Source organism: Coprobacillus sp. AF33-1AC, assembly GCF_003475785.1.
Lineage (GTDB): Bacteria > Bacillota_I > Bacilli_A > Erysipelotrichales > Coprobacillaceae > Faecalibacillus.
In genome coordinates, this window is the sequence record NZ_QRQB01000003.1 from 1 (window position 1) to 17,430 (window position 17,430).

15 protein-coding genes are annotated in these 17,430 nt (G+C 24.2%); all 15 read right to left on the reverse strand.

Translation table 11 applies throughout. The features are described from left to right. Positions 1-14: 14 nt before the first annotated feature. Positions 15-389: an ATP-binding protein gene (locus tag DWZ53_RS01885; RefSeq protein ID WP_118431452.1), complete on the reverse strand. Its 375-nt coding sequence runs from the start codon at positions 387-389 to the stop codon at positions 15-17. Beyond that, positions 374-985 (reverse strand): hypothetical protein, encoded by a 612-nt coding sequence (locus DWZ53_RS01890; RefSeq protein ID WP_118431454.1) that lies wholly within the window; start codon positions 983-985, stop codon positions 374-376. Before DWZ53_RS01890 ends, DWZ53_RS01885 begins: the two co-directional genes overlap by 16 nt. Before the next feature lie 22 nt (positions 986-1,007). After that, the gene (locus DWZ53_RS01895; protein ID WP_158568153.1) at positions 1,008-2,879 is read right to left on the reverse strand and encodes a deoxyguanosinetriphosphate triphosphohydrolase family protein; all 1,872 of its coding nucleotides are present in this window, start codon (positions 2,877-2,879) and stop codon (positions 1,008-1,010) included. A 200-nt stretch (positions 2,880-3,079) separates the two neighbouring features. After that, positions 3,080-3,544, reverse strand: a complete 465-nt coding sequence (locus tag DWZ53_RS01900) for a hypothetical protein (RefSeq protein WP_118431458.1) — start codon at positions 3,542-3,544, stop codon at positions 3,080-3,082. Beyond that, entirely contained in the window at positions 3,534-4,106 is a 573-nt protein-coding gene (locus DWZ53_RS01905; RefSeq protein WP_118431460.1) for a hypothetical protein, read from the reverse strand. The genes DWZ53_RS01900 and DWZ53_RS01905 overlap by 11 nt, the downstream gene beginning before the upstream one ends. Beyond that, complete coding sequence (locus DWZ53_RS01910) at positions 4,090-5,874, reverse strand: hypothetical protein (RefSeq protein WP_118431462.1); 1,785 nt, start codon at positions 5,872-5,874, stop codon at positions 4,090-4,092. The genes DWZ53_RS01905 and DWZ53_RS01910 overlap by 17 nt, the downstream gene beginning before the upstream one ends. Before the next feature lie 72 nt (positions 5,875-5,946). Then, the gene (locus DWZ53_RS01915; protein ID WP_199589031.1) at positions 5,947-6,540 is read right to left on the reverse strand and encodes a hypothetical protein; all 594 of its coding nucleotides are present in this window, start codon (positions 6,538-6,540) and stop codon (positions 5,947-5,949) included. A gap of 808 nt (positions 6,541-7,348) precedes the next feature. Continuing rightward, the gene (locus DWZ53_RS01920; protein ID WP_118431466.1) at positions 7,349-8,350 is read right to left on the reverse strand and encodes an acyltransferase family protein; all 1,002 of its coding nucleotides are present in this window, start codon (positions 8,348-8,350) and stop codon (positions 7,349-7,351) included. Next, complete coding sequence (locus DWZ53_RS01925; RefSeq protein ID WP_118431468.1) at positions 8,337-9,575, reverse strand: nucleotide sugar dehydrogenase; 1,239 nt, start codon at positions 9,573-9,575, stop codon at positions 8,337-8,339. Before DWZ53_RS01925 ends, DWZ53_RS01920 begins: the two co-directional genes overlap by 14 nt. 7 nt (positions 9,576-9,582) lie before the next feature. Continuing rightward, the gene (locus tag DWZ53_RS01930) at positions 9,583-10,323 is read right to left on the reverse strand and encodes a glycosyltransferase family 2 protein (RefSeq protein WP_118431470.1); all 741 of its coding nucleotides are present in this window, start codon (positions 10,321-10,323) and stop codon (positions 9,583-9,585) included. Between the two features lie 17 nt (positions 10,324-10,340). Further along, positions 10,341-11,771 carry an oligosaccharide flippase family protein gene (locus tag DWZ53_RS01935; protein WP_118431472.1) on the reverse strand — a complete coding sequence of 477 codons (1,431 nt, stop codon included), beginning with the start codon at positions 11,769-11,771 and terminating at the stop codon, positions 10,341-10,343. Between the two features lie 302 nt (positions 11,772-12,073). Continuing rightward, on the reverse strand, positions 12,074-13,333 hold the full coding sequence (locus DWZ53_RS01940; RefSeq protein WP_118431474.1) for a hypothetical protein: 1,260 nt from the start codon (positions 13,331-13,333) through the stop codon (positions 12,074-12,076). Continuing rightward, positions 13,330-14,484, reverse strand: a complete 1,155-nt coding sequence (locus DWZ53_RS01945; protein WP_158568155.1) for a glycosyltransferase — start codon at positions 14,482-14,484, stop codon at positions 13,330-13,332. The genes DWZ53_RS01940 and DWZ53_RS01945 overlap by 4 nt, the downstream gene beginning before the upstream one ends. Beyond that, a complete protein-coding gene (locus DWZ53_RS01950) occupies positions 14,477-15,511 on the reverse strand; it encodes a glycosyltransferase (RefSeq protein WP_158568156.1) in 1,035 nt (344 codons plus the stop codon). The genes DWZ53_RS01945 and DWZ53_RS01950 overlap by 8 nt, the downstream gene beginning before the upstream one ends. 753 nt (positions 15,512-16,264) lie before the next feature. Next, positions 16,265-17,425: a glycosyltransferase family 4 protein gene (locus DWZ53_RS01955; RefSeq protein WP_118431480.1), complete on the reverse strand. Its 1,161-nt coding sequence runs from the start codon at positions 17,423-17,425 to the stop codon at positions 16,265-16,267. Between the last annotated feature and the right edge of the window lie 5 nt (positions 17,426-17,430).

The following is a 17,430-nucleotide window of genomic DNA, read 5'->3' on the forward strand; positions in this document are numbered from 1 at the left end:
ATAAACAGTTCTCTTTAGAATTGTCCAATAAAGTGTAACCTATCCATTTGCAAAGGATCATATGAAAAGATTCCACAAATTTTATTTTCTTTCATTTTTTCAAAAATAAAATTTAGCTGTCCTTCATCTATTCTCTGTACCTCATCTAATACAATAATATCTGTTTTATCGTAAGGAATATTTTCATAATTTTTAATTGGAAATATCTGCCAATTTTTTTCATTCAATGCATTGTGTCCTTCATTTAACATTCCACAATGTATAACAACCACTTGATTATCCCTCATATATTCTTTTGCTATGTCGTAAATTAATAAAGTCTTACCACAGCCTGCGGGTCCTGTAATACTTACTGATTTTTCTTCTTTACCTTCTAATATTTGTAAAATATCTTTTTTATATTTACTTGTTGATCAGTTAAAAAATATTCGTCATTTAAAAATTCATTCATCTTATTAAATGGCGATACTAAAAATTTTGATGGTTCAAACATGTCATCAATGCCTTTATCTATTAACATTTCTTGATTTTGTAAATTTATATTTAGATCATCAAATTTTATAATTTGCAAACTATCATCTTCTGAATGATATTCATATAATATATTATTACAAGTTATATAGCAAAATGTATATACCTGTTTATTTAATGCTTTTAAATAGTAATTATTTTGCTTTAGTTGTTTCTTTATTTTATCCTCATTTGCCTCTCGTTTTAGTTCTATATTAATAACACTATTTTCTCCTATCCTTAATAGATCAAATTCTTTTGATATTTGTGGTATAGTATAATTCCAAAAATAATGGTCATATAGTGTATAATTATTAAATTTTGAATTCAAAACGAACTTCCTTAAATCATCTTCTTCACTACTTCTAACATTACTCTTTTCCTTATGAGATTCACATACGTTATATCTTTTTAAATCCCTTTCGTCTAAATCTTCACAAGTTGCACAATGTGTAACTATATTAATTGCTCTCATATATATATCCTCTTATATTAAATCATTTTAATTTTTCATACTCATTTAATGCATACCCATCTGTCATCCCCGCAATATAATCAGTTATTGATCGAATTAATATTCTTCTTTTTTCATAAACTATAACATCATTTTCATTAAGATTTTCATTACAATCATTAAGATATCTGTCTATAATTTTTTCATTGATTTCTTGCTTTGTAATTATTTCAATCTCATCATTTATTAAATCTATATCACCATCTCCCAAAAAAACTGCACTATTAGAAACGCCAACATTCTCATGTCTTAACATTTCTAAAAAAATCTTACGCTGTGTTCCCTCATGCAATAATCTAGGATTATTATAATAGCAAGAAAATAATTTGGTTATAATAACACTTGCATTATAATCAGCACTTGCAACAGTTGTATTACAAATAACTTTTTTTTGTACTACTTTTTCTAAATACTTATTAATTTTTTCATCATCATCAGAAAATCTAATTGCAGGCAATTTTTGACTATATAATTCACTGTCATTTTGACTTAAATTTTCTAAAGATGAATCTATAACATGTTGAGTAAAATAATTAACAATTATAGAAACAATTTTTGAAATTTTTAATTTATTTTTATCAACTATTAAGCAACTTTTTTCTATTAATTGACATTCTTTTGTAATCTTATGTAATAAATCATTACATTTATTTATTTTTAATCTGTCTTTTAATTCATTTATGGTCATTACTCCGGATGTGAGCGCATCATCTACATCATGGCCTCTTTGTGCAATTTCATCAGCAATAGCTACAACCTGTCCCTCTAATGAAGAACAAATAGGATCATCAATAAATATTTTATCAATATATTCTTTGGATACAAAATCATTTATATTGATATTTGATTTCAATTTAGTATGTTTTAAAACACCTTCAACAACTTGAGCACATACATTTAGTCCTGGATATTTTACTGATTTTTCTTCAATTTTCGTTAAAATTTTAGCACTTTGATAATTATGTTTAAATCCTCCAAACCATCTATTTTTAAACATATTTTGTGTTGCTGGTATTCCAACATCAATCTTTCCACACAAAATTCTATCAAGAGTTCTTTCACCTTGATGACCAAACGGCGTATGTCCTAAATCATGTGCTACTGCAATTGCTTCTGTTAAATCTAAATTTAAATCTAACGCATAAGCTATAGCTTTAGCTATTTGGTTAACCTCTAATGTATGTGTCATTCTTGTTCTATAATAATCTCCTTTTTTTGTAGTAAAAACTTGTGTTTTGTCTACTAATCTTCTAAAGGACATACAACTAACAATACTTTCTCTATCATTTTGGAAATTTGTTTTTCTTTTATCTATATCATTATTAAAATATAATCGTATAGCCTGATTATCATTCTGAGCCAATTTATGTAAATTGTTATTTTCAACATATAAATTATTCTCTATATTAGAAAGCAAACATTCATTGTCCTTATTCTCAACAACATAAATTCTTTCTCTTAATTCTTCATATAAAGTTTTCATTTCATTTGCTAAAACATAGCATCCATCATCAAAATCCGCCTCTAAATCTAAATCAATTTTATCTATCAGACTTTTAATAACTCTATCATGATATTTACTTTCTAGATGTATCATATTTTTATAAACAATATTATGTTGTTCATTAAAGCGTATCAATTTTCCAATAAATATATCATTAATATCTCTGTCTTTTGCATTTTTATATGTAATAAATAAAATTACATTATTCCTTTCTAAATTTGTACTGTCTTCTACATTGTCTTTCATTTTTATATTGTAATAACGTTCAATTTTTTTGTCATAACTTTCTTTTGCAAACTTATATATATCATTGTTATCATTATTATTTTTTATAATAAATACTTTACCCATTATATTCATCATCCTTTAAAATCTTCATAATATGATAAGAACTGTCATTAAAATAATAAAATTAGAACTTTTTATTTTCCATTATTATGCGTATATGCACATATTTACTGCATGAACGACATTTAACTAATTAATGTTCTATTTATTAAAATGACTATTGAATTATTCAAAACTAACAAGTTATTTTGTACATGTATCTGCTATTTTTTTATTAAATCTATTCGTTCTATTTTGATACTATCAATTTTCTTTAACTCTTCTTCATACAAACTAGCTAATTGTATTGTTATATATTTTATAATTTGCATATCCTCTTTATCAATTTGAATTTTATTAATGTCATTATTATAATGCATTATTTTATTCCTAATCCCATCATCTTTAAAATATTTTTCCAGTTTTTTTATTAAACTATTACCTAATATTTCTTTCGTCTTTTCTTGATGCAATAATGAATTAACTGTTCTAATTGTACCTTGATCTTTATGCTCTATATTTACCAAAGAGGTTAGATCTAATAATTCAATAGCTAATCTTTCAATCAACGGAAAAAAATAATACAACACTGCAATGTTATTAGATTTAAAAAGTAAAATATCATCTTCATGAATAAAATTATCTAGTTCTTTAGTATGGCATTTTTGAAAAAAATCATCATAAAACATATTTAATTACCTCTTCTATTCTTTCTTTATCCACATTACTTGCAAGATTTGCTTCATTTTTTAATAAATAGTTTCCATTATTATCACAATTATACCGTAATGATGTATAGTTATTATTTATATTTTTATAAACATCTATTAACATAATTCTTTTCTCTAATTCTAAAAGTTTTTTTATTTTTAAAAAACGTTTATCCTGATTTTTTTCTAGAAATCGAAAAAATTCATATAAATCATGACCAATAAAACTAAGTTTAAAGAAAGAATTTTCATTTTTGTAATGTACATCTTTTATCACATCTTTAAAATGATTTATATTGCAACATCTTATCACTTCAGACTTTATGTATATTTCAACAGTAACAAACATTATATATAATAATATTGATTTATTATTGGTACATTTAATAGTATTTGTTAAAGTTTTTTTCCAATCTAAGTATTGCTGACGAAATACTTCATAGATTTCATTAGTTTTATTTATTTCATTTTCTATTATTTTGTCTGACAAAGAAGAAAAATTTTCAATCATATTTGGATCAATTTTAATTTTTCTTTTCATCTTTATCACCTACTACAAATAATCCAATTAAGCAAGAAAAGAGATAGAGTAGCTCAACTGTTAGATTCTTTTTATGAATAAAATTTCCATGCATAAAATTATTTCTATAATTCAAGCCATATCTTTCATATAAAACATAATAGACAAACATGTAGATATCTCTAGATAATTTATTATCTTTGCAATAATCAAATAAATTTTCTATATTAGCCGACATATTTTGAAAATTACATTTTAATTGTATATTTTCTATTTGTTCGCAAATTAACTGCTCTATGCATATAATCAAATAGCAACATAAAACGTAGTCATTTTGAAAAACCAAATCTGTTTCCTCTAAAAAGTTTTTGCAAATATATTCTTCTAAATTATCATCTAAAAACTTCTTAAATGTTGTTGCTATAATACTTCCACTAAAAGTAAATGTTGTACTTAAATGACGTAACATTAAATAATAATAATTACCATGATATACATTATCTAGTTCATCGGATAATGATTCTACTATTTGTATCCCTTTTTCGTGATAATATTTTGAAAAGGATGAATCAAAATCATTATCCCAATTCATATATGTTCCTTGTTCAGAATCTAAACATACATATTGAACCAACATAGGAACTGGAGATTCAGAAAATGTCTTAATTGCAATTGTAAGCATTTGATCAAAATCGACCTTCAAATACAAAAAAATAGTTTGTAAATTGTTAGATAAATCTTCCTTTATCCTTTCTATCTCATCACTATTTGGATTAAATTCATATTGAAATTTTTCCAATCCGCAATTAACGCTATCACTTTTTAAATATCTTCTTTTACAATATAATAAAGTTTTTATACATTTTTCTATTGTCAATTTATATATATCGTAATATCTTTGACATCTTTTTATTTGATTTAAATAATTTAATATTTGATCTACATCAGAGATAAATAAAACAGTATTTTTAATCTCATTATTCATCATTTCAGTTATTTTATTGACTGACTTAATCAAGTTATTACACACCGTAATAAAAGAATTCTCATCCAAAATATCTTTATAATACATTTTTAAAGTTAGATTTATAATAGCATCATAATGATAACCATTAATATTAGTCTCTTTAAATCCATCTATAATATTAGTATTGTAAATAGATGCATTCTGTTTACAATTTGGATCAAATTCAATTATTTTAAGTAATAAATTATCATTATTTAAAATATATTCAAATAATTCATTGTACCTAGGATGAATATTATTTTTATTATATAATTTATATAATCTATCACAAAAAAAATTGTGATCATATTCAAAATTTTTACAAGCAATAAAATCCTTATAATAATCATAACTATGCTCTAAATACATGCCATCTCCATAAAATTCTTTTCTATCAAAGAACTTATAAAATTCTTTTTTTATACAATCGTAATTTTGAGATTGTTTATATGTATTTGATTCTAACGAATAATGATATGATGTTAAAAAATCCGCAAGATAATTGCACACATGGAAAAGTTGATTTTCTTTTGCGTAATCATATATATCTTTTATTTCTTTAAATTTAAAATCAAATGTGAGTATATAATCATTATAGATATACAACATAATACCATCTTTTAAATAAGTATAATCAAGCAAGTTATAAAATTTTTTTATCGCAACCAAATAATCCGTCATATCTATTGTACTATATATAGATACAATTTCTCTTAATTCTGTACTTATATCATTAATATTCATATAATCTCTTATAAACTCTTTTGTTGCTATTTTCATCATCTTTTCCTTCCTTAAAAAATTTTAATATTAAACTTTGTAATCAAATTCTTTATATTAAAAGACATATTAGAACTATTTATTTTCATTACTCAATTCAGTTTTAAAATCATCTAATATTGTTTCAAATTCATCTGTTAAAATTTTCATACAAAATCTTTTTTGAAAAAGTAAAACTTTATGAATAGAGAGTTTACATTCTTTAAATACAAGCCATTGTCTCCTTCTTTGAATATTTTTTTCCTTTTCACCAACAAATGACATTTTAACAAATAGGTTTTCATATTTTGACCATAGTTCAAATAAATACATAACGGGTATAAATAATATTAAATATATTAGAGGTATCATAAAACTTATAAAGGTGTTTAGAATATTTAAATTTTTATACTCATGAATTCCAACTTTTATTGTGCCTATTATTATCAAAAATCCGATTAAAGACAAAACAAAATTTAAAAATGTCTGAGCACTCCTATATTCATTCTTATGTTCTAAAATAAGACTCATTGTCATAATAATTATGACAATTGGAATACTTATTAATTCAATACATATATTAAATGTAAATGTGCTCATAAGAAACTCAATAATAACAATTAATTTGAAGTTATCCTTTAAAATTTTCTTAATATATGTCTCATCTGTATCGCCTGCTACTGAATTCATGCAGCATATTAAACCTGTAAAAAGAAACCATTCAACAATATCTTTTATGTATGAACTATCCCAACAAGGTAACTGATAAAACAAAAAAGTAATGAAAAAAACATACATAAGACTTGTAAACCAAAGTATTCTAATTTTACTTGTGAAAAACAACTTTATTAATACAAAAAATGATTCTCTAGTTGATTTATTATATAGAACATATATAAACAAAATAAATATCCATGTTATGAGTGCCCATTCTCTCGTAGATAAAACAATGATATGAATACCCCCTCATAAAAAATTAAAATAATCATGTTGTTAATTTTTAAAATTAAGCGCTTTCATGTAGTAAAAAATTAAAAGCTAACACTATAATTATACATCTAGTGTTAGCTTTTTTTCTACTTATTGTCATGAATGACATTATTTTATTCACAAATACCATACAAATTACGAAATAATTTAAACAATAATCTACTATTAAAGCATAACATCTTAAATTTAAACCGTATTTTATCATTATGACATAGAAAACAATTAATCTTATCTTCAATCTCAAAACAATTGACCAACTATTCCGATTAGATTAACCAATAATATAGACTTTTTTCATTATAAAATTTAGATGTAGATAGACATCATGTTTACAAAATATTTAACTTTAAATGAAAAGCAGCTTTTATATAAAAATATAGTTTTCCCTACTTTATATACCATCAAAAATTGTCTTTTATCTTTTTTGAAAGTACTTTAATTCAATATCTGCATTTATTCTTTAAAAAATGTTAATTATATTCTTTAAACCTTGGAAAAATATACAAATTTATTTTCCTAGTATCCATTTGAAATTCTTATTTATTAAAAAAGAAAAAATACGTAAAATGACTAAAGTCAAAAATAGAATTATAATTTTAACAATTACCAAAATGTAATTATGTGATACAAGTAAGCATATTTTGTTAAATGGAAGTAATAATAACTGATTTAAACATAAATAAACGATAGAGTTTTTACCAATATATGTCATAATTCTTCTTAACGTATTCCATCTAAAAAATAATCTAAAAAACGCATACCATCCAATCGTCATTAAGGATGCACATATGTAATATAATATAATATTTCCATATACTCCATTTCGAATATTGATTGAAGAATTATAAAAACAAATTACACTGCCTAATAAAACACATAAAAAGACTGTATATATATTAGTTTCTATTTTAAAAACTTCAACATTCTTTTTTAATATTGTTCCAATTTGAAATAACCCCACACCCATTAGGGAAATATCTATACCTAAAGGTAATCTAAAATACCTAGGAATAATACAACCTGCTAAGGACAGTAAAATTATTACTATATATTTTAAATGTTTGTTCTTTATTTTATCAATAGAGAAATAAAATATATTTACAAAAAATAATGCTGTTAAAAACCATAATGCTCCACATATAGGCATTCCTTCTGTATTAAATAAAAAAATATGATATACAGCACTAACTACAGAAGTAAAATCTATATATTTAATGGTTAAAAATTGAATTATTATCCACACCATCAAATGAAATACCGAAAAAATAAAATATGGAATTAATAAAGAAAAAAATTTTTTTTCAAAAAACAATTTAAAACTTGTATGTTTTCTTTTCCAAAGAAAACCCGAAATAATAAAAAACATAGGCATATGAAATGAATGTATCCATACATCAAAAATATTACCAAATCCAATATGCCCCATTATCATTAATATAATACCAAAAGCCTTTAATAAATCTATTTCCTCAATTCTAGTCGTGCTATTTAATTTTTTAATCTCTTCCATATAAATCTCTTGTATATACTTTCTCTTCTACATCATCTAAACAAGTATCATAGCGATTAGCTATGATTGCTTGACTTAATGATTTAAATTTATTTAAATCATTAACAACTTCACTACCAAAGAATGTTGTTCCATCTTCTAATGTTGGTTCATAAACAATCACTTTAGCACCTTTAGCTTTAATTCTTTTCATGACACCTTGAATAGAAGATTGTCTAAAGTTATCACTATTAGATTTCATTGTTAATCTGTATATACCAATAATTACTTCATTTTCCTTTGATTCATCATAAGTATTGTTATCATCATAACTATAATAATTAGCTTTTTCTAATACTTGATCAGCAATAAAGTCTTTTCTAGTTCTATTACTTTCAACAATAGCTTCGATTAAGTTTTGTGGTACATCTTCATAGTTAGCTAGTAATTGTTTCGTATCTTTTGGTAAACAATAACCACCATAACCAAACGATGGGTTATTGTAATGAGATCCAATTCTTGGATCTAAACATACACCATTAATAATTTGTTGTGTGTCTAAACCCTTTAATTCAGCATATGTATCAAGTTCATTAAAATAAGATACTCTTAAAGCTAAATATGTATTAGCAAATAATTTTACTGCTTCAGCTTCAGTAAATCCCATAAATAAAGTATCTATATCCTCTTTAATAGCCCCTTCTTGTAATAGAGAAGCAAATGTATGAGCAGCTTCTACTAATCTATCATCATTCATATCTGTACCAACAATAATTCTTGATGGATAAAGGTTATCATATAGTGCTTTAGATTCTCTTAAAAATTCAGGAGAAAAAATAATATTTTTACTTCCTGTTTTTTCTCTAATACTTTGTGTGTATCCCACAGGAATTGTACTTTTAATCACCATAATAGCATTGGGGTTAATTTCCATAACTTGTTTAATAACACTTTCTACTGCACTTGTATCAAAGAAATTTTTCTTTGAATCATAATTAGTTGGTGCAGCAATGACTATGAACTCTGCATCTTTATAAGCGGCATTAGCATCTAATGTTGCTGTCAGATTTAATTCTTTTTCTTTTAAATATTTTTCGATATATTCATCTTTAATAGGACTAATTCTATTATTAATCTTATTTACTTTATCTTCTATGATATCCACAGCCATCACTTCGTGATGCTGTGCTAATAATGTAGCAATGCTTAATCCTACATATCCTGTTCCTGCGACTGCTAATTTCATTTTCGATTTAACTCCTTAATATTCTTTTTAATTTCTTTTTTATTTTTTCAAAAAAATTATATAAATAAAAAAAGTAATTTCTTGCTATTTTATCATTTTCATAAACATTAATTTTATTAACAATTTCACATTTATGTTTAAATAGATTGTTTATATTAAATGGACAATTACTAATATATTTTGGATTAATTTCCGAACTCCCTCCAAAATGATAGATAAAGTTATTATAATATTCTATTGTTTGTATAGAGTATCCATCATTCTGTAATCTTGAGCAAAAATCCGAAATAGAATAAAACCAAGTAAATTTTTTTGAATTTAATTGATATCTCAAATATAAATCTTTATCAACTAATAAGCACCACCCATCTGGTCTATTGTCATCATATGAACAAACTTGACATGCAGTGACTCCTAATTTATGTATATTCATCATTTTCTCTAACCAACTTCTATTTCTTATCTCAACATCTGAATTTAACAGTAATATGTATTTACTGTCTTCAGATGCATATTTAACTGCTTCATTATTCCCACCTGCAAATAATAAATTTTTATTAGAAAAAACTAATTTATCAATTTTTCCTATTTTTTTATATTTATTCAATAACTTTTTTGTTTTTTCTTTCGAATCATTATCAAATACAATTAGCTCATAATTTCCATTTGTTTTCGCTAGTGTATTCAATGTATGCTTGATATAACGTGGAGCATTATAGGTCAACATTACAATACTTACTTTTTCCATAAAAATACCTCATTAAATTATAATACAAATTCGTGAATTAATTTAAATACATCCTTTCTTGCAAATATAAAAATAAAAATCGTATATACAAAAGCACATATAAATATTCCAAATATATTATTAAAAAAACTCACGTGTAATAATACAAAAGTTTCTTTAATGAATACCATAACAACACACCCAATTATTGGAACAATAATGTTCATAACTATATGCATAGGTCTTATATGATAATATCTGTTCAACAAAATAATCGATGGGCCAATAACAATTAATCTACTAACACATCTCAAAATAACAAAACTATGAAAATCAATATTGCTAAATATTAAAAATATAAATACCATTATACAGAAATCTAAAAGTTGTAAAAGCAAACAAATAACAGGCTTACCAATTGATCTAAATGCTTCTGTAAATATACTAAAAAATAGAGTCCTAATTATTGTTGAGAAAGCCCAGTATCCCACAATAAAAGATGCTTCTATCCATTTTGACCCAAATAGAAGCAGGGTACAATATTTATCAAATATTAAAACTCCTGTACCAATTGGCAATACCATATATGAAATAAATCTATGAAAATCCATAAGAAAAGCATTATATTTACAGTTATCATTTTGATATCTCGATAATACAGAGTATAAAACTGGTAAAAATGCCGAAGTAATAATAGCAATTAATGAATTTACCATCGAAATTGAATTCTTATAAAGCCCTAAATAATAGGGCGTAAATAAAATTCCAATAAAAAATGTGTCTGCCCAATTAACAAGCCAAGAAGATAATGATTCTAAAAGAGCAAAAAAACTAAATTGAATCATATCCTTAAACTCATTTAAATTAAAATAAAACTTCAACTTATAAGATGATAATACTGATAATATTACAGCTCGTAAGACTGTACCAAAAAGATTTCCTATTATAACTGACCAGTACCCCAAACCCAACAACGCCAAAGGAACAGTAATAATAAGAGGTACTAAAGAGCTTATTGTTTGACTATAAAATATCGGTTTAAAATTGAGATTTCTTTTAAAGAGTGTCATTTGCACTGAAGAAATGCTAGTAATAGGAAGTTGTAAACTTGCTACAAATAGCGCGTTATATATTGTGACATCACCAAATATTTTTGCCAAATGAACTCGATTTATAAAAATTAAAAGAAGCAAAAAACTTGATATACAAAAATTTATAAAAAAAGCAATATTAGCACAATTTTTTATAGCATTTTTATCTGAAAACTCTTTTTGAATAAGGTACTGTTGAAATCCTGACTCAGTTAGAAGATCAGCAAAAGATGTTATCATTGTTATAGTTGCAATAATTCCAAATACTTCAGGTGCCAAAATTCTCGCGAGAATCATATTTGTAATAGGAGCTACTATTTTAGAAAATAGTTGTGTCAAAAAAGACCATCTAGTTGCATTTGATATTCTATTGTTCATAATTGATATTTCCTTTCTTAAATATTATAGAATATAAAAATTGATAATTACAATTTTAACATTACATAAACGAATAAAGTTAGACTTTTTAAAAAAGTGGTTATTTTTGATTTACAAACTATAATATTTACATTTCACAAAATAATTTTATTTTAAAATTATTAACTTAATTGACCATATTAAATAAGTAAAGAATATTATTTAATTTTCAAAATTTTAAATCTTAAGGTGCTTAGAAAAGAAAAATTTAAATATATAAATTCTTTAGTATTTTATAAATAAGACATGGTAAATTAAAGTTTCTAATAAATTTTTATTTTTTTACTATTTATCAATTTAAATATTATATGTCCAATAAACAAGAAAAATAAATTGGCAATAGCATTGTAATATTCAAAGTAAATTATGAATTTTGCTGCAAATATCATTAAAATAATAAATATTACATCTTGATAATTAATTTCATTTTTACTTCTACTTATATTATCAATTATTTTTATAAACATCCCATAAAAAAAAGGAACTATAACCGGTCCAACAAAAGACAATTCATATAATGAAGTAGAAATTATATCGGTAGGAGATTGCCCATATCCTCCTGCAATACTACTATTAAAATTCCATACAGATACAAAAGGATTTTTTATGATGCTAGATGGTAAAACAGCAAACGGAATTGAAAATACATCATCAATTATACGAAGTTTATTTGAAGCAAATACATAATTCATACTATTTTTACTTGCCTCAATTATAAATGAAAATTCGCTACTAACTTTTTCAATAAATGACGTACTCTCTACTTCAAAAGCAACTCCCTTAACAATTTTATAGAGATAATCCGCATTTATTACTATTACCAAAATGAAAAAAGAGTATATAGCAACTCTACGCACTATTATTTTTAATGGCACTCCTTCTTTTTTCTTATCAAAGATACTAATAAGCATTAGTGTCATCAAATAAAATCCAATCATAATTCTACTGTCATTTATTAGCATAGTGTAAATTGAAATCATAATTGAAAAAAAGAATAACATTAATTTTATATATTTATACTTTTTTTCTTTTTTTAACAATTCTATAAAATACAAATATGAACAAAATAATGATAATGAAAAAAATCTTAACAAAAAGCTGTATGGGTTATTTATTTTGCTTATACCCATTCTTATAATATTTGCATAGTCTAAAGCTTTTATTACTCCTCCATATGGTTTTGTCCAAATTAATATCATAATAACTACGATTATCAAACAAACATTAGCCGTCAAAAAAATAGAATGTCCTTTTTTTATTTTAATTTTTTTTGAAGATTTAAATAAATAACCAATATTTAAAAATAAATATCCAATGATTGAAAATAGAAAAAATAAAAATGAATTACTATCTATTTTGTATATGTCTGATTTATTTATATAAACTATCAAAGGTATAAATCCATAACAAAATGCATAAATTATCCTAATCAAATTTATACATTTTATCTCATTTGAATTAATTATGTTGACTATCTCAAATGAAACAATCAATAAAAAAAATATTAGAAATAAAATAATCATATTAATGTCATCCATTCATTATAAACTTTTTCTTTTGAAAAATCATTTGCTCTCATTCTTGATTTTTTTATGTACTTCACCTTTAAATTTTGATCCAAATAAATCATCTCGATTGCTTCTTTCAAATAAAATAAATTATTATCAACATTACTTTTATCCTTAGAAAACTGATTAACTAGTATTCCGTATTCCCCTATTTCCATACTTTCACAAACTGATGTAATATTGGAATTTGGTGCAATTATTTCACGTGGTCCACTTTTACAATCACTAGAAATAACAGGTAACCCTAATGCCATTGCTTCTAAAATTACATTACCTAATCCTTCAAACAAAGAAGTCAGAACAAATAAATCACATTCTCTTAAAAATTTGTGAGCATTTGAAATAAATCCTAAAAAGAAAACATGATCATCTAATTTTAATTTTGCTACTAATTCTTTTAATTCATTCTTTAATTCTCCATCACCAAGTATATATAATCGTACATTATGGTGTCGCTCAATAATATCTTTCATAGCATAAATCAAATTCCATTGTCCTTTTTGATATGTGAGTCTACCCATTGTAACTATATTAAAATAATGATGAAAGTCTTCATCAAAAATATAATCTTCTTCCATTGCTAATAATTTTTCAATATCAACTGGGTTATATATTGTACATAGTTTTTCCTCTTTGATCTTAAAAAAATCTCTCATATCATATTCCACATTTTTCGATATACATACTGTTTTATCCGCTTTGATAGATGCAAACTTAATTAATTTTTTCCTAATAAAAGATGGCTTTTCTAGAGATAAATAATTTCTAATTGAAACAATTTTTTTACATTTGCCTCCGCTTAAAACATTTACTAAGTTTGGTGTATCTAAAAAAGAAATACAAACATCTAAATTGTATTTCTTTTTTATTTTCTTTACACTTATAATTCTTTTTATATTTTTCTTTATTGCATCAAATATATTTTTATTAATTCCTAATGATAAATCTATTAAATTTCCTTTGTAAGGATATGTAATATCTGAACCATCAAAAGTAATTAAATACACCTCTTCACCATATTCATCAAATAAACATGATAAATTAGCAGCTGTTCTTTCTGCACCTCCACCATTGAGTTTCGTTATTAACAATCCTATTTTAGCCATTGTCATATTCCTTTCTTATTCTATTCAAATACTTATTTTCATCACAAAGATCATCGAATCGTTTTTTACAATTTTGACTCATTTGTTGATACAGTTGGTTATCATCGATAATATCTAGAATACTTTTAGTAAGTTCTTCATCATCAAAACACAAATACCCATTAAAATCATTTTTAATAAGATGTTTCATCCCATCTACTGGAGTAGAAACTATTGGCGTTCCTAATGCTAATGATTCCAAAGCTACCATAGGTGTTCCTTCAAACCGTGAAGTCATAATCATAACTTTAGCATCTTTTATTATTTTTAATGGATTGCTTTGAAATCCTAAATATTTTATATTATTTGAATTCATCAGATTAATCTTGCTTTTTACTACATCTTCTAAATCTCCTGTTCCAACTATTCCAATTTTTAATGATGAATTTTTTTCTAATATGTGTTGACATATTTTAATTAATCTTTCCGGATTTTTTTGATAAGTCAGTCTCCCAACATAAACCACATCATATGAATAATCATTGTTATCTTTAGAACATTTTTCCTCAATACTTTTTTTTGATAAAATATTTTCTAAAATCTCACTCTTTTTTGATATGAATTTTTTAAATACAAATCCATCATAGCATGATTTAGATACCCAAAAAAAATAATCAATTTTCACTGATGCTAACAGCAATCCAATAGTTTTGATATTTATTTTTTTCATATTATTATTATTAACATGAATATGTGCAATTAATTTCCTTTTTCCCTTTAAAATAGAGCAAAGTAAAGCAGCTCTAACGTCATGTGAATGAATAATATCAGGTTTTACTTTTTCTATGACTGTTTTTAGTTCCCGGTATGTTAAATTATTCATTAATTTATATTGTATTTTATTTTCTTCTAAAACATCTCTAATTTGACCATTTGCAGATGAATATACAAAATTATATTCATTTTCTAAAGAATTGATGATATAAACAACAACATTTTCAGCACCGGAAAATGTATTGCTTTGTAAAACATGCAATATTTTTTTCATATAAAAAAACACCATCCTATAATTTTTTTCGTTTACTAAATCCTAATTATTTACACTAAAAAACCTCATTTCTCATAATTATTGTTTAGAGAATAGTTTTGGTTTTCAATTGTTTTGAAAGCATCATGTATTCTTTAATTAGCAAGAATTCTAACTTATTTTAGAAGAGGTCTTTTATTTTAATTATTAATTTGTATTCCCACACAATACTTTATTATAAATTATCTGATTAATAAAAAATAATCACTTTTGAATTATCTTGATAAAGATACATTTACACTATTTTCACTTAATTCTTCATATATTAATTATGTTTTAAAATAATATAACTAAATATCCCCACTATTCTCTATATCAATGAACAAATCAAATGATTCTATAAAATGAGATATAATTATAATAATTAATAATTTTTATAACTTTTTTAAAACATTTCTTTTTTATATTGATTGTATTATTAAATTTCATGTAATCTTTCCTAGTCAGATAACATATTCCAGTTATTAAATTTTTACATAATTAAATCTAACTTGAATTATTTAGTAGCAACATTTCGTTCTATAAACAAATTTAAATCTAAATAACAATTTTCTTCTTTTCTAATACATTTTTAATTAGCGCACACGGCGAAACATAAATCATTTCATGCTCATTTGAAAATAGTTTCACAAAATCAATTATTTGACATACAGCACTTTCTGCTCAAGAATATTTATTACTCTGAAGCAATTGTATAATCTTTTCTTTCTCATACTATTTTCCAATAACCTCTGAATAAATCGCTCTTATTTCTTCTTTAACTCTATCCACATCATAATCTTTAATTAAAAGCAAATTTTGATGTGACATTTTTTCTCTTAATTTTGAATTATATATTAAAGTATTAATAGCATCAGCAAATTCATTTGGACTATTTGGATCACACAATATTCCATTTTCATATGGAATTATCAAATCATTGTTTCCTCTAATATTTGAAGCTATGCATGGCAATCCACATGCCATTGCTTCCATCATTGAACGAGGCAATCCTTCTTGAAAAGTAGAAAATAAAAAAATATCAGAAGCAAATAATAACTCCTTGATATCAGTTCTAAATCCAAGAAAATGTATTTGATTTTCAATACCTAGCTGTATTGAAAGTTCTTTTAAATTTTCTAACTCAGGTCCTCTACCACATATAAAATAATGTATATTTTTCGTATTTAATTGTGCAATTGCTTCAATTGCAACTGTATAATTTTTTCTTGGTACTAAATCTCCTGCAGATATAAGAGCAATATCATCATCATTTAAATTGAGTTCTACTCTTTTTTCTTTTCTATTCCCAGTATTTTGAAAATCTGATAATGTTATACCTACACCATGTACTTTGTATATTTTTCCCCCTTTTTTTAATGTGAATTTTTGGGCAGACTCATAATCTTCCTGATTCATTGTAATAATTGCATCTGTCCAATGAGCCATAATTTGCTCAGCCCATTTAAGTATTGTTCTGTTAAATAAAGGAGCACCTTTAAAAAAGTGAAACCCATGAGCAGTATAAATAACTTTTTTTATATGATACTTTTTACCAACTAAACGTCCTATAAGACCACCTACTGGTGTATTACAATGGATTACTTCTATATCATTTTTCTCAATTACATTGCACAAATTCTTATATGCAATGTAATTATCATGTAAATTTACAATACTTCTATAAGTATGTGAATCATAAAACTTAACTGGCAATTCAATACTTTTTAATTCTTCAGGTTTATTTCTATTAATTCCTACAATAACATCAAACCCCATATTAAGTGCATTTTTCAAACATGGTATCGAAACATTATCTAGCTTAACATTTGATCTATCATTTAATTTTTCTTGAGTTGGTTTTGTGCTATTTCCAATAAATACATATCCAGACATACTAA

Excerpts from the sequence above, each read along its gene's own strand:
- DWZ53_RS01890 (WP_118431454.1), bottom strand. The coding sequence starts at position 985 with ATGAGAGCAATTAATATAGTTACACATTGTGCAACTTGTGAAGATTTA.
- DWZ53_RS01895 (WP_158568153.1), bottom strand. The coding sequence starts at position 2,879 with ATGGGTAAAGTATTTATTATAAAAAATAATAATGATAACAATGATATA.
- DWZ53_RS01900 (WP_118431458.1), bottom strand. The coding sequence starts at position 3,544 with ATGTTTTATGATGATTTTTTTCAAAAATGCCATACTAAAGAACTAGAT.
- DWZ53_RS01905 (WP_118431460.1), bottom strand. The coding sequence starts at position 4,106 with ATGAAAAGAAAAATTAAAATTGATCCAAATATGATTGAAAATTTTTCT.
- DWZ53_RS01910 (WP_118431462.1), bottom strand. The coding sequence starts at position 5,874 with ATGATGAAAATAGCAACAAAAGAGTTTATAAGAGATTATATGAATATT.
- DWZ53_RS01915 (WP_199589031.1), bottom strand. The coding sequence starts at position 6,540 with ATGAATTCAGTAGCAGGCGATACAGATGAGACATATATTAAGAAAATT.
- DWZ53_RS01920 (WP_118431466.1), bottom strand. The coding sequence starts at position 8,350 with ATGGAAGAGATTAAAAAATTAAATAGCACGACTAGAATTGAGGAAATA.
- DWZ53_RS01925 (WP_118431468.1), bottom strand. The coding sequence starts at position 9,575 with ATGAAATTAGCAGTCGCAGGAACAGGATATGTAGGATTAAGCATTGCT.
- DWZ53_RS01930 (WP_118431470.1), bottom strand. The coding sequence starts at position 10,323 with ATGGAAAAAGTAAGTATTGTAATGTTGACCTATAATGCTCCACGTTAT.
- DWZ53_RS01935 (WP_118431472.1), bottom strand. The coding sequence starts at position 11,771 with ATGAACAATAGAATATCAAATGCAACTAGATGGTCTTTTTTGACACAA.
- DWZ53_RS01940 (WP_118431474.1), bottom strand. The coding sequence starts at position 13,333 with ATGATTATTTTATTTCTAATATTTTTTTTATTGATTGTTTCATTTGAG.
- DWZ53_RS01945 (WP_158568155.1), bottom strand. The coding sequence starts at position 14,484 with ATGGCTAAAATAGGATTGTTAATAACGAAACTCAATGGTGGAGGTGCA.
- DWZ53_RS01950 (WP_158568156.1), bottom strand. The coding sequence starts at position 15,511 with ATGAAAAAAATATTGCATGTTTTACAAAGCAATACATTTTCCGGTGCT.
- DWZ53_RS01955 (WP_118431480.1), bottom strand. The coding sequence starts at position 17,425 with ATGTCTGGATATGTATTTATTGGAAATAGCACAAAACCAACTCAAGAA.